This is a genomic window from Micromonospora sp. NPDC047187 (assembly GCF_040643355.1).
Taxonomy (GTDB): domain Bacteria; phylum Actinomycetota; class Actinomycetes; order Mycobacteriales; family Micromonosporaceae; genus Micromonospora; species Micromonospora salmantinae.
The window spans coordinates 867273-879480 of the sequence record NZ_JBEYUF010000001.1 but is presented as its reverse complement, the minus strand read 5'-3'; the positions used below and the strand labels follow the sequence as shown (position 1 = coordinate 879480).

The window sequence follows — 12208 nt, the reverse complement described above, 5'->3', positions numbered from 1 at the left end:
CAGCAAGTAGACAGCGTGTCCATATAACCGGGAGGACCAGTGGCCGAACTCACGCCGGATGCCCAGACGCCAGCACGCCGTGGTCGCGGCCGCCGCCCCACCGATCAGGTACGCGCGGAGATCCTCACGGCCGCCGGTGAACTCCTGCTCGCCGAGGGCATGGCCGGCTTCACCATCGAGAAGGTCGCGGCCCACGCCGGAGCCAGCCGGATGACCATCTACAAGTGGTGGCCCTCCAAGGGAGCGCTCGCCCTGGACGGCTACTTCACAGTCGTCGCGCCCACCCTGGCCTTCGCCGACACCGCCGACATCGTCGCCGACCTGACCAACCAACTCGTCGCCTTCGTCCACCTGGTGCGGGACACCACCGCCGGGCGGGTCATCAGCCAACTCATCGGGCAGGCGCAGACCGACCCGGAACTGGCCGCCGCCTACCGCGAGCGCTACTCCGCACCCCGTCGGGCCCTCGCCGTCGAAACCCTCACCCGGGCCATGGCCCGGGGGCAGCTACGCGCCGACATCGACCCCGAATCCGTCGTCGACCAACTCTGGGGCGCCTGCTACCACCGGCTTCTCATCGCCGACCTGCCGCTCACCGAGGACTTCGCCCGCACCCTGGTCGACAACCTCATCCGCGGACTGCGCTGACCGGCTCACTCGGGCGGCTTGGCCCCCGACTGCTCGCTGACCATGTACGCCGCGTACCAGTCGGGCCAGTTGTCGTCATGCTCGCCCGTACGTTTCTCGTGCTCGCCGTGCGCGGCGGCCGCGCGCCGAAGCGCGCTCGCCAGGTCGCTCGTGGAGCCGAACGACGTGAGGCCGCCCTCGATGCGTCCGGGAAGCCTGGTCGTGATCTCCTGCATCAGCCAGGTGTTGCCGTCCGGGTCGCGCAGCGTGGCGCGCGAGAAGTAGCTGCGTCGCTGCGGGTCCGGCCCGTCGACCGGGCCGTCCGGGCTGACGTGGAAGACGTCGCCGACCTCGACACCGGCGGCGGCGAGGGTGTCGTGGGCCGCCTCGATGTCGGACACGATCAGGTACGCCGTGGCCGAGCCGGGTGCCGCCGACGTGAGCCCGGGGCCGAACTGCACGGAACACGCGGAGCCGTGCGGCGTCAACTGGACGATGCCGGGCGGGGTCTGGTCGAGCCGCCACCCGAGCCGTTCGTAGAACGCCTTCGCCCGGTCGACGTCCGAGACCGGGATGACGACCACCTCAAGTTTGACGTCCAGGCTCTCGATGCGCGACGTCGCACTCGCGTCGCCCTGGGCAACCTTCGGGCTCATCGCCGCCCCCTTCCTGATCATCACGCTACTGCTTGCGCCCCTGTTCGGCGGCGGCTTTCCGGCATCAGCCCGGAGCCATCCTGGTGGCCCTGCGCACCCCAACAGGGCGATCATCGGCCGGCAGCCGCGGACCTTCGCCGAGTTCGTTCGCGATCACCGGGAGCACTTCGCCGGCGTCTGATCCGTCGACAACTCGGCGCGGTGCCCTCCGGCGCGACTCCGCCGGAGGGCCCCGCCGTGCGTGCCCGGCCGGCGCCCCTACAGCTCGGGGTGGCCGAAGAGTCCCGGCAGACCGCCGCTGTGCAGAAAGACGACCCGGTCGCCGTGCGGGAAGCTGCCAGCCAGCAGCGCCGCCATCGCCCGACCGGTGTACGTCGGGTCCAGGAAGACCCCCTCCGTACGCGCGGTCACCTCCAGCGCCGCCCGGACGGCGCCGGTCAGCGTGCGGTACCCCGCACCCACCTGAGTGCCGTCGATCCGCAGCGCGTCCGGTTCGACCTCGCCGCCGAGCAGCCGCGCAGGTGTGCCGGAGCTTGCGGATCTTGTTGCCGCCACCGCCGAGGCCGGTGAGATCGTCACGCTTGAACCAGAGCTCGGCCAGCCCCAGCCGGGCGGCGAGCCGGGGCGCGGCCTCCAACGGCGTCGGCCAGGTACCGAGGGGAACGGGTGTGATCATCCGTGCAGCTAAACACTCCCCGGCCGCGCACGCAGCTTCCTGGCCGTGGGCGCTCTTCCGCCGCTATGCCCGGCGTGCTGCTGCCCGGGGCAGCGGACCGACGTCCGAGTGGCGACCGGGACGCAGCGCGGCGTGCCGCTGCCCGGGACCCGCTCCGTCGCGGGCGGCGAGCGCGTCGGCCACCGCCCCGGTGGCGAACGCGTAGATGGACTTGTGCAACACGTCGATGGCGAGTTCGGGGCGGGGCCAGGTCGGTGGGGGCGCCCCCACGCCGGTGGCGTTCTCCAGGATCTGGTCGTTGGTCAGGCGCACCGCCGTGAACATCGTCGAAGCCCAGGCGCCGCGCAGCCCGGCCTGCGCCATGACGCTGCGCAGCACGCCGACCAGCGCGCCCTGGCCGTAGTGCATCGCCAGGTTCTGCCACCGGGGCTGCTGCCCGGAGGATTCCGGCAGGCCGGTGAGCCTGGCCAGAACCCGGGCCGGCACGTAGGAGTCGGGCCGACCGGTCACCCGCTGTTCGATCTTCTCGGCGGCCGTCATCACCGCCGCCCCGGCCAGGCCCGCCACCAGCCCCTGCCACACCGCTCGCTTCAGCATGGTTCAGCCCTACCCACCGCTCAGGCACCCACACCCGCGACTCGTCACCGGACTTCGCGCCGGACGACTGCCCGGTTGCCACCACCCGGGGTGGGTGCGGCGCCGGTCAGGTCCGGGCGAGACTCACCCCTGAGACTTTCCCACCGCCTGGGCGACCAGGGCCTCCGCGACCTCGCGCACCTTCCGGTTGGTGTCCTGGGAGATCTTCGACAGCAGCGCGAACGCCTCCTCCGACGAACACCGCCGGCCCCCCATGATGATCCCTTTGGCCTGCTCGATCACCGCCCGACTCCGCATCGCCTCCTGCATCTGCGCGGCCACCGTGGCGGCGTTCTCATACAGGTGCGCGTTGGCCAGTGCCACCGCCGCGTACGCGGCGAAGCCCTCCGCGCTGGCGATCGAGGACGGATCGAACGCGTCCGCCGCATCGCTGTAGACGTTGAGCGCACCGACAACCGAGCCTTGGATGGGAAGCCCGATGGAGAGGGAACTCTGCACGCCGGCGGCGCGCGCCCTCTCCGCCCATGCCGGCCAGCGCTCCTCGGTCTCCATGTCCGGCACGGAGATGGTGTCACCGCTGGCGGAGGCATCCAGGCAGGGGCCCCGGTGCTGCTCATACTGCCACTCGTCCAACTGACGGGCCAGCTCGCCGGTGAATGCCCCGGTCCAACCGACCCGACCCCGCACCAGGGTGACAGTCACTTCCCTCGTCCCGGGAATGCTCCCCTTGGCGAGTTCAGCGACCCGGAGCAGCATGTCGTCAAGGCTGACCTCGTCGAGTCTGACCCGGCCCAGCTCGGCCAACGCGTCGGCGGGATCCATCCTCGGCTGCGTCATCGCAGGGTCGTACCCCTTGAATCACCCACTCACACCATGCCGAAGGTCGGACGCCTCCGCCACGCCGACTGACCCCCGGTAGCGTCGACGGTCATGGCCACCAACGTCGACGTGCGTCGGGCACTCGCCAGCCTCGCCGATCCACGTCGAGCCGAGGCGTCGAGCCGGTTCCTCCGGATGGTCCCCGGTGGGTACGGCGAGGGCGACCGGGCCCTCGGTGTCTCAGTGCCCGACCAGCGCACTGTGGCCGCCCGGTTCTGGCTCGACCTCTCGCTGGCCGAGACGACGCAGTTGCTCACCGGCGGCGCCCACGAGGAACGGTTGACCGCGCTGCTCATCCTGGTGCGGAAGTTCGTCAAGGGGGACGAGCCGGAACGGGGTCGGATCTTCGACATCGTCCTGGCCAACACCGACCGCATCAACAACTGGGACCTGGTGGACTCGTCCGCGCCGTACATCGTCGGCCCCTGGCTGCTCGACAGGGACCGGAGCGTCCTGGACCGGTTGGCCGCGTCGAGCCTCGTGTGGGAGCGGCGCATCGCCATCATGGCGACCTTCGCCTTCATCAAGGCCGGTGACTTCGAGTGGACCTTCCGACTCGGCGACCGGCTCCTGCACGACCCGCACGACCTCGTCCGCAAGGCGGTGGGCTGGATGTTGCGCGAGGTGGGCAACCGGGACAGAGCGGCGGAGGAGGAGTTCCTCGCCCGCCGCTACCGGGTCATGCCACGGGTCATGCTGCGGTACGCGATCGAGAAGTTCGAGCCGCAGCGTCGCCGCGACTACCTGTCCGGTGCCCTCTAGCCGACCGGCCCGGCCGGTGGGATGGGGAAGTTCCGGTTGAAGACGTTGTCCGGGTCGTAGCTGGCCTTGACGGCGCGCAGCCGGCCGAGGGTGGGCTCGGGCCAGGCATCCAGCAGTCGAGCCGGATCGGTGTCGCTCTCGAAGCTGAGATACAGGCCGTCGAGGTGCGGGTACAGCTCGGCCCACAGTTTGTCGAGTTGGGGCCGGCGGTCCGGGACAGTGGCGGCGAGCACCGAGAAGTTCTGCTCCCGGTGCGGGTACGCGGTCGCGTCGCGGGCGACGTCGTTGACCGCCCCGCCGACGGACCGGAGCTGCATGATCATCACGTCGCCGGAATGGATCATGTGCTCCATGAGGTCGGCCGCCTGCGGTGTGACGTGGTGCAACAGGCCGCTGCGGGTGTCGCGCAGTCCCTGCCCCCGATGCTGGTTGCCCGGCGGCACGACGATCGCCGGGTACGGCACGAGCTGCGCCTGCTGGTCGAGGATCGGCCCGATCTCCAGGAACGGGCTGAGGGCGGACTGCGCCGCCTCGACGTCGTCACCGGCGTAGACGAGCGTGACCTGGGCAGCCGGTGGGCTGCCACGGCGAGCGGGAAAGAGGGAGAGGAAGCTCGTCAGCTCCCGTGGCGCGTCCTCGACGAGCTGGCCCCACCGGCGCAGCAACTGGGCGGTGTCGGTCGCGTCCGCGACGAGTTGGGCGTAGACGACCTTGTCGACCTCGTACGCCTCCAACTCCAGCGCGGTGACCACACCGAAGTTTCCACCGGCGCCGCGGACGGCCCAGAACAGGTCGGGGTGATGCTCGTCGTCGACGCGGAGCAGACGGCCATCCGCGGTGACGATCTCGGCGGCGACGACGTGGTCGATGGTCAGGCCGTGCTTGCGCGCCAGGTACCCGACGCCGGCGGTGGTGGCGAGACCACCGACGCCCACGTCTCCGTAGTCGCCCGAGCTCATGGCCAGACCGTACGGCGCGAGCGCCTGGGCCACCTCGCCCCAGCGTGCACCCGGCTCCAGTCGCACCCGACGGGTCGCCCGGTCGAGCACCTCGACCCTGTTCATCCTCGACATGTCGATGACGACTCCCCCGTCGTTCGTCGACCGGCCGCTGATGCCGTGCCCGCCGCTGCGCACCGACAGCGGAACTTCCTGCGTTCGGGCGTACGACACGGCGTCGACCACCTCGGCGGCGTTGCGCGGACGGATCACCAGGGCCGGCGAGCCGTGCCAGCTGTAGGTGTGGCGTACCCGCTCGTACTCCTGGTCACCGGGCTCGACGGACCTGGCGGCCAGCGACGGCGGCAGCGCGTCGTAGTCGAGGCCGGGGTGCCGCTCGGCCAGCGCGACGGTCGTGCGGACCGGCCCGGTGCCGACCTCACCCCCGGTGCGCTCCTTGGCGACCGCCTCCCGCAGCGCGGGGGCGATCTCCTGCCCGAGGGTCTGGATGAGACGTGGGTCGTCGCGCCCGATCAGGAAGGTGCTGAACCCCTCCTCCACGACCAGCGGAAGGAGTTGGTCGACCCACTGCTCGACGGGCCCCTGGAGGAAGCCGCGGCTGCGCGACGAGACGTCGACAGTGAACAGGTTGAGCAGCCGCCGGATCTCCCGGGGGTCGCGGCCCGCGGCGATGGCCGCCTCGTCGATGAGCCGGTTGGCGGTCACCCGGTCCGGAGATCGCAGGTATTCCAGCGTCGGCAGCCAGCCGTTGGCCTTCTGACCGGTCAGGGCCAGCATCTTCGGCTGGTACGCGCCGAGCCAGATGTCGATGTCGTGTGCCGGCTTCGGGCCGCGCTGCATGCCGGGTACGGGGTAGTACTCTCCGTCCAGCCGCAGCGGCCCGGTGGCGGTGTCGTCCCAGACGCCGCGCAGGACGTCGATAGCCTCCCGCAGGGCCGCGACTCCCTGCCCCGCTGTCAGCCGACGAGCGCCCATGCCCTCGATCCCGTCCCAGAACGCGCCGGCGCCGAGGCCCAGTTCGAAACGGCCGTGCGACAGCCGGTCCAGGCTCGCCGCGGCCCGGGCCAGCACTGCCGGCGGGCGCAGCGGCAGGCTGAGGACGTTCCCGGAGATCCGGAGCCGCTCCGTGCGGGCGGCGACCCAACTCAGCAGGGTCCAGGTGTCGAGGAACTCCGCGTTGTACGGGTGGTCCTGGAAGGTGACCAGGTCCAGCCCCGCCGCCTCGGTCAGCTCGGCCAGCGCCACCACCTGATCCGGGTCGTGCACGCTGGGTGTCAGGAACGACCCAAACCGGAGTTCGTGCCCGTAGTCCGACATTGCTTCACCATCCACGCGATCGTTTGATCAATCTATCATGTTCTGCACCTATCGTTTGTCAGACAACCTATCTTAGCTGCCAATCATTCCGGGGCTGCCGCGATGTCGGATCATGATCAACGCACCGGCCACTAGCATCGGGACATGTCCGTGACCGACCCGTGCGAGCTGCCGGCCGACCGCGAGCGCGGCTCGAACTTCGGTTGGTCGCTGGGCATGGTGCTGCGCCGCTGGCACGAGCGCGTCGAGGAGTTACTGAAGGACCTGCCGCACGGCAGCCGGGGCTACCACATCCTGGCCGTCGTCGTGCACGAAGATGTGCCCACGCAGGGAGCCCTGGCCGCTCGCCTGGCCATCGACCGCAGCGTGCTGACCTACGTCATCGACGACCTGGCGAACGCCGGTCTCATCGAGCGCAGGCCTGACCCCCAGGACCGGCGGGCCCGACGGGTCGTGGGCACCGAACGCGGACGCCAGACGCTCGCCGAGGCCGAGCGGCGGGTCGCCCACGCCGAGGACCACGTGCTGGGCGGGTTACCCGAGGAGCAGCGCGAGGTCTTTCGCGACCTCGCCGCCCGGGCCGCCGAAGCGATCCACGCCGCCGCACCCGCCACGGACCCCTGCGTGGCGGTGCAGAGCGTCCTTCCGCCAGCCGACCAGTCCGGCTGACCGTCCTTACCGCTCGGCGGCGTAGCCACCAGGAACGACCCACAGCGGTGCCGACCGCCGCCGCACGACAGTGTCAGCGCTTGCGGCCCACCCCGCCGAAGGCGTCGATGTCGGCCGGCGTGTCGACCGCGTCGTCCGGCCGCCACTGCGGGCACGGCACGACGCCGGGCTCGACCAGCTCCAGGCCGTCGAAGAAGCCGGCGATCTCGTCGGGAGAGCGCAGGGTGTACGGAGTCGCGCCGCTGCCGTTGTAGTCGTCCTGCGCCTGCTGCATCTCGGCGCTGATCAGGCTCGTGCCGTCGTTCAGCGAGAGGTAACTGCCGCTCGGCAGCGCCGCCACCAACTGCCGGGTGATCGAGCGGGCGGCCTCGTAGTCGGGCACGTGGCCCATGACGCCGCTGAGGATGAGACCGATCGGCTGCGCGAAGTCGAGCGTCTTGCCGGCCTCGGCGATGACCGCGGCCGGGTCGTGCAGGTCACCGTCGATGTAGGCGGTCCTGCCCTCGGCCGTGCCCACCAGCAACGCGCGAGCGTGCACCAGCACCAGCGGGTCGCTGTCGACGTAGACGATCCGCGCGTCCGGGGCGATCCGTTGGGCCACCTCGTGCGTGTTGTTGGCGGTCGGCAGCCCGGTGCCGACGTCGAGGAACTGGCGGATGCCCGCGTCGGCGGTGAGGAACATGATCGAGCGGACCAGGAACTGCCGAGAGGCCCGGGCCACGTCGACGACGCCGGGGAAGACCTGGCGATACTGGTCCCCGGCCTCGCGGTCGACGGCGAAGTTGTCCTTGCCACCGAGCCAGTAGTTCCAGATCCGCGCCGAATGCGGCACCGACGTGTCGATCTTCTGCTGCACGTCGGCCTCACCGGCCTCGTGCCGGCCGGTCGTCGGCGATTCCATGCTCACGACGAATCCCCCATGTCGAACGCGTACGCGACGTCGTCGCGGGCGGCCCGGTCGAGGAAGTGGCCACCCGTGATCGTGCCACGGTATAGAAGGCCGAGGATTCGCACCACACCCGGTCACTCCACAGGAGACGCACGGTGCTTGACGCGCCCTGTTCGGCGCACCCACTGTCCGGCCGGTCCCTCCCGCGAGGGAGCGACGTCCCCTGTCAGCGGGGTCCGCCCACCCGGGGACGCCGGCAGGATCGGCGCATGACGACATCGACACGGATCGTCGGGCGGAGCGTCCATGGCCTGACGTACGCAGTGCTCGGCTGGGCCGTGGCATACGGGGGCGTGCGTCTGGCCTGGACGGTCGGCGAGGCTCCGGAGTTCGGGAGGCTCGGGCTGGATCTGCTCGGCTTCACCGGCTGGTGGTCGGTGGCGTTGTGTGTGGTCGCGGGCGGGGTGGCGGTTGCCCTGGACAGGGTGGCGACCTGGCGGCCGACGCTTGCGGGACTCGCCTGGACGGTCGCCGCAGCGCTGGTCGCGGCAGCCGCGATCCTGCTGCCGGAGCTGGTGGGCTTCCTGCTGTTCACCGTCGGCCCGTTCTTCGACCCGCTGGCGTTCGTCAGTCGGCTGACCTGCGTAACCGGAGCGGTCCTGCTCGCTCTGGCCACCGCGCGCTATCAGCGGCGCACCCGGGGCGACTGCCCAGCCTGCTGCCGGACGGTCCGACCGGGTACGCGGCGCTCGGCACCCACGCGGTGGGCGCGCTGGGCGGCGTGGGCCACTGTGGGCGGTCTCGTGACCCGCTTCGCGGCCCAGTTCGCGGTGGGGTTCGACCGCGTCGACCAGAGCGCCTCCCTGCTCGGGTTGGAGATCGGCCTGGTGCTGGCAGGAGTGCTGTTGCCACTGGCGCTGGTGTACCACTGGGGTGAGGTCTGGCCGGGGTGGGTGCCGCTGCTCGCCGGGCGCACCATTCCTCGTCTGCTGCTGCTGGTGCCCGGCTTCGGGCTCGGCGCGGGCATCGTGGCCTACTTCGGCATGGGGATGGTGCAGGTGACGTCGGGCTCGCACAGCGAGTTCTCCGACGCGTTCCTGTGGGTGGCGATGTCGGCGTACCTCGTCATGGGGGTGGGCCTGGTGATCGCGTCCACCGACTACCACCTGCGCACTCGCAGGCAGTGCGGCGCCTGCGGCCGGTGACGGCACCACTGCGCCCAGGCCGATTGCATTGACAGGATTCGTTATACGAATTAGCTTTCTGAGTCACCACCTGGGAGCGCTCCCAATTTTTCCGCCGCTCACACCGTCGCTGAATCTCACCGCAGACGAGCCCTCCCGAGGCGTGGAAGCCACCACCACTTCAGGAGGAGTTTCATGAGAAGAAGCAGAGTGACAAACGCCGCCCTGGTGTCGGCCGGCGCCGTCCTGCTGGCGTCGGCGGCGGTCGCCGTGGCGATGCCGGCGGGGGCCGCAGCCGCCGGCTGTTCGGTGAACTACAGCGTGTCGTCGCAGTGGCAGGGCGGCTTCGGCGCCAACGTCACCATCACCAACCTCGGTGACGCGGTGACGAGTTGGACGTTGACCTGGAACTACAACGCCGGTCAGACCGTCACGCAGGCCTGGAACACGACGTTGACGCAGAGCGGCACCGCCGTCACCGCCAAGAACGTCAGCTACAACGGGGCCATCCCGACCAACGGGACCGTCTCGTTCGGTTTCAACGGCTCGTGGACCGGCAGCAACCCCGATCCGACCATCTTCGCGTTGAACGGCGTGGGCTGCACCGGTGGCACCGAGCCAACCCCGCCACCGACGGACCCGCCGCCCACCACCACCCCGCCGCCGAACGGGCCGGCGGACATCACTGTGAACAGCGCTACCAAATACCAGACGGTCGACGGGTTCGGGGCCGCACAGTCCATCTGGGGTAGCGCCTGGTCGACGACGGACACCCAGACGCTGGTCGGGATGGGTGCCAACCAGCTGGGGCTCTCCATCGTGCGGACCGGCCTGTCGCCGGAATCCAACGAGTGGGCGACGCACGTGAACTCGTTGAAGACCGCGAAGTCGTACGGGTCCAACGTGAAGATCCTCGCCTCGCCCTGGACCGCGCCGGCAGCGTGGAAGACCAACAACAGCCGGGTCAACGGCGGCAAACTGAGGACCGACTACTACGACGACTACGCCAACCATCTGAACAGCTACGTGCAGTACATGCGTGGCCAGGGCGTACCCGTCGATGTCACGTCGGTGCAGAACGAGCCGGACTGGCACCCGGACTACGACTCGATGGACTGGAGCGGCACCGAGCTGCGCACCTTCGTCCGCGACCAGGGCACCAAGGTGCAGAACACCAAGCTGATGGTGGCCGAGGCGGTCAACATGAACTACGGCTACACCGATCCGACCCTCAACGACGCGACCGCCCGCAACAACATCGGCTACGTCGGCGGGCACCTGTACGGCACCGAGGAGTCGGGCCGACTGCGGCCGTACTCCCTGGCGGAGCAGCACAACAAGCCGGTGTGGATGACCGAGTGGAACCTGCACGCCGCCGACGGTGGCGGCTCCAACATCTGGGGCAACCCCGCCAACGCGGCGGTCTGGAACGAGACCCTCGACGACATCATGCGCACCGTGCACAAGTCGATGGAGGCCAACTGGAACGCCTACATCTGGTGGTACGGCAAGCGCTACTACTCCTTCATCGGTGACGGCGAGTCGGCGTTCGGCACCGTCGCGGGCGCTCCGCTCAAGCGCGGGTACGCCTTCTCGCAGTACGCGAAGTACGTCCGCCCCGGCTACCAGCGGGTTGCCCTGACGAAGAGCTCGAAGGCCTCGCCGCTGGAGGTGACCGCCTACCAGGGGGACGGGAAGATCACCCTGGTGATCCTCAACCGCTCGAACAGCGCGGTCAACAACGCCGTGATCCAGGCCCCGCAGAACGTCAGCCGGGCCGAGCACTATCTCACCTCACAGAACGCCAACGCGGCCAGCCAGCCGACCAGCGTGAACGGCGGCCAGGCCACCATCAACGTCGGCGCCCGCAGCATCTCCACGCTCGTCTTCACCCTCTGAACACCTCGTTCGCCCCGAGCACCATCGACGTCGCGGGGGTCCCGGTCACACGCCTGGGGCTCCCGCCCGTCGGCGGGCGGCCGCTCCAGGTCGTCGGCTGTTCAGGTAGCGGTCGGCGGCGCCGTGCTCTGTCGCACCACGAGCTTGGGAACGACCAGCGGCAGACGCTGCGGCACCGTGTCGTCGATGGCCTGGGTGACGGCCGTGATGGCCCGCCGACCGACCGCGTCGAAATCCTGCTGAATCGTCGTCAACGGCGGGATCAGGAAGGGCGCCTCGGGCACGTCGTCGAATCCGACGACGGAGACGTCGTGTGGCACCCGCCGGCCACGCTCGTGCAACGCGCGCAGCACACCGATGGCCATCTGGTCGTTGGCGGCGAACACCGCAGTGGTTGCGCGCATCGCACCGATCCGCAGCCCGGCGGCGTAGCCGCTGTGCGCCCTCCAGTCCCCCTCGACCGGCTCCGGCGGGCGTAGGCCCGCGGCACTCATCGCCCGACGCCACCCTTCGAGGCGAGCGCGGGCCTCCGCCCAGTTGAGCGGGCCGCTCACATGCACGATCTCTCGATGCCCGAGGTCGAGGAGGTGCTCGGTGGCCATCCGGGCGCCGAGCACCTGGTCGACACCGACTGTCACGCTGGCCCTGGACAGGTCGCCCTCCACGACGACGAAGGGGACACCCGAGCGCGTCATCCGCACCACCTCGAGGGCCTCGTCGTTGCCGGCGATCATCACGACGCCCTCCACGCCGACGCGCATGAGGTGTTCGGTGGCGTCGCTGAGCGCCCGTACCGTCACCTCGGAGAGGCTCACCGAGGTGGCGAAGTAGCCGGCCGCGCGGGCGGCGTCCTCGACGCTGCGATGGATGCTCGTCGGACCGAACAGCGTCCTGGCCGTGCCGATGATGCCGATCATCCCGGACCGTCCGCGCACCAGCGCACGGGCGGCCGTGTTGGGGCGGTAGTCGAGTCGTCGGATGGCCTCGAGGACCCGCTCCCGCGTCTCGCGCCTGATGCTGGGTGCCCCGTTGATGACCCGGGACACCGTCTGGTGTGACACGCCCGCCAGGCGAGCGACGTCGGCCATGACCGG

12 protein-coding genes are annotated in these 12208 nt (G+C 70.2%); 5 read left to right on the top strand and 7 right to left on the bottom strand.

What is annotated here, in order from left to right; genetic code table 11:
* Positions 1–39: 39 nt before the first annotated feature.
* Positions 40–648, top strand: a complete 609-nt coding sequence (locus ABZ794_RS03785) for a TetR/AcrR family transcriptional regulator (protein WP_307850458.1) — start codon at positions 40–42, stop codon at positions 646–648.
* Between the two features lie 5 nt (positions 649–653).
* On the opposite strand, the gene ABZ794_RS03780 is transcribed toward ABZ794_RS03785, so the two are convergent.
* The 4 genes from ABZ794_RS03780 to ABZ794_RS03765 all read right to left on the bottom strand — a co-directional run bounded on the left by ABZ794_RS03780 (position 654) and on the right by ABZ794_RS03765 (position 3393).
* The gene (locus ABZ794_RS03780; RefSeq protein WP_210781488.1) at positions 654–1283 is read right to left on the bottom strand and encodes a VOC family protein; all 630 of its coding nucleotides are present in this window, start codon (positions 1281–1283) and stop codon (positions 654–656) included.
* 258 nt (positions 1284–1541) lie between these two features.
* Positions 1542–1862 carry a hypothetical protein gene (locus ABZ794_RS03775; protein WP_210781489.1) on the bottom strand — a complete coding sequence of 107 codons (321 nt, stop codon included), beginning with the start codon at positions 1860–1862 and terminating at the stop codon, positions 1542–1544.
* Between the two features lie 160 nt (positions 1863–2022).
* Positions 2023–2556, bottom strand: coding sequence for a hypothetical protein (locus ABZ794_RS03770; RefSeq protein ID WP_357514060.1), 534 nt, complete (start codon positions 2554–2556; stop codon positions 2023–2025).
* 123 nt (positions 2557–2679) lie between these two features.
* Complete coding sequence (locus ABZ794_RS03765) at positions 2680–3393, bottom strand: GAF and ANTAR domain-containing protein (protein ID WP_357514058.1); 714 nt, start codon at positions 3391–3393, stop codon at positions 2680–2682.
* A gap of 93 nt (positions 3394–3486) precedes the next feature.
* Between ABZ794_RS03765 and ABZ794_RS03760 the strand changes: the two genes are divergently transcribed.
* Positions 3487–4197 (top strand): DNA alkylation repair protein, encoded by a 711-nt coding sequence (locus ABZ794_RS03760; protein WP_357514056.1) that lies wholly within the window; start codon positions 3487–3489, stop codon positions 4195–4197.
* Here ABZ794_RS03760 and ABZ794_RS03755 read toward each other — a convergent pair.
* On the bottom strand, positions 4194–6473 hold the full coding sequence (locus ABZ794_RS03755; protein WP_357514054.1) for an LLM class flavin-dependent oxidoreductase: 2280 nt from the start codon (positions 6471–6473) through the stop codon (positions 4194–4196). The two genes, ABZ794_RS03760 and ABZ794_RS03755, sit on opposite strands and share 4 nt — an antisense overlap.
* 144 nt (positions 6474–6617) lie before the next feature.
* Here ABZ794_RS03755 and ABZ794_RS03750 point away from each other — a divergent pair, with 144 nt between their 5' ends.
* Positions 6618–7142, top strand: a complete 525-nt coding sequence (locus tag ABZ794_RS03750) for a MarR family winged helix-turn-helix transcriptional regulator (RefSeq protein ID WP_357514053.1) — start codon at positions 6618–6620, stop codon at positions 7140–7142.
* Between the two features lie 73 nt (positions 7143–7215).
* On the opposite strand, the gene ABZ794_RS03745 is transcribed toward ABZ794_RS03750, so the two are convergent.
* On the bottom strand, positions 7216–8043 hold the full coding sequence (locus ABZ794_RS03745; protein WP_357514205.1) for an SAM-dependent methyltransferase: 828 nt from the start codon (positions 8041–8043) through the stop codon (positions 7216–7218).
* Between the two features lie 257 nt (positions 8044–8300).
* Between ABZ794_RS03745 and ABZ794_RS03740 the strand changes: the two genes are divergently transcribed.
* Together ABZ794_RS03740 and ABZ794_RS03735 are read left to right on the top strand one after the other, a co-directional pair.
* Positions 8301–9236 (top strand): hypothetical protein, encoded by a 936-nt coding sequence (locus ABZ794_RS03740; protein WP_357514051.1) that lies wholly within the window; start codon positions 8301–8303, stop codon positions 9234–9236.
* A gap of 174 nt (positions 9237–9410) precedes the next feature.
* A complete protein-coding gene (locus tag ABZ794_RS03735; protein ID WP_357514049.1) occupies positions 9411–11114 on the top strand; it encodes a cellulose binding domain-containing protein in 1704 nt (567 codons plus the stop codon).
* Positions 11115–11215: 101 nt separating this feature from the next.
* Here the strand turns inward: ABZ794_RS03735 and ABZ794_RS03730 are convergent, their stop codons facing one another.
* The gene (locus ABZ794_RS03730; protein WP_210781547.1) at positions 11216–12202 is read right to left on the bottom strand and encodes a LacI family DNA-binding transcriptional regulator; all 987 of its coding nucleotides are present in this window, start codon (positions 12200–12202) and stop codon (positions 11216–11218) included.
* Between the last annotated feature and the right edge of the window lie 6 nt (positions 12203–12208).

Excerpts from the sequence above, each read along its gene's own strand:
- ABZ794_RS03780 (WP_210781488.1), bottom strand. The coding sequence starts at position 1,283 with ATGAGCCCGAAGGTTGCCCAGGGCGACGCGAGTGCGACGTCGCGCATC.
- ABZ794_RS03770 (WP_357514060.1), bottom strand. The coding sequence starts at position 2,556 with ATGCTGAAGCGAGCGGTGTGGCAGGGGCTGGTGGCGGGCCTGGCCGGG.
- ABZ794_RS03765 (WP_357514058.1), bottom strand. The coding sequence starts at position 3,393 with ATGACGCAGCCGAGGATGGATCCCGCCGACGCGTTGGCCGAGCTGGGC.
- ABZ794_RS03760 (WP_357514056.1), top strand. The coding sequence starts at position 3,487 with ATGGCCACCAACGTCGACGTGCGTCGGGCACTCGCCAGCCTCGCCGAT.
- ABZ794_RS03755 (WP_357514054.1), bottom strand. The coding sequence starts at position 6,473 with ATGTCGGACTACGGGCACGAACTCCGGTTTGGGTCGTTCCTGACACCC.
- ABZ794_RS03750 (WP_357514053.1), top strand. The coding sequence starts at position 6,618 with ATGTCCGTGACCGACCCGTGCGAGCTGCCGGCCGACCGCGAGCGCGGC.
- ABZ794_RS03745 (WP_357514205.1), bottom strand. The coding sequence starts at position 8,043 with ATGGAATCGCCGACGACCGGCCGGCACGAGGCCGGTGAGGCCGACGTG.
- ABZ794_RS03740 (WP_357514051.1), top strand. The coding sequence starts at position 8,301 with ATGACGACATCGACACGGATCGTCGGGCGGAGCGTCCATGGCCTGACG.
- ABZ794_RS03735 (WP_357514049.1), top strand. The coding sequence starts at position 9,411 with ATGAGAAGAAGCAGAGTGACAAACGCCGCCCTGGTGTCGGCCGGCGCC.
- ABZ794_RS03730 (WP_210781547.1), bottom strand. The coding sequence starts at position 12,202 with ATGGCCGACGTCGCTCGCCTGGCGGGCGTGTCACACCAGACGGTGTCC.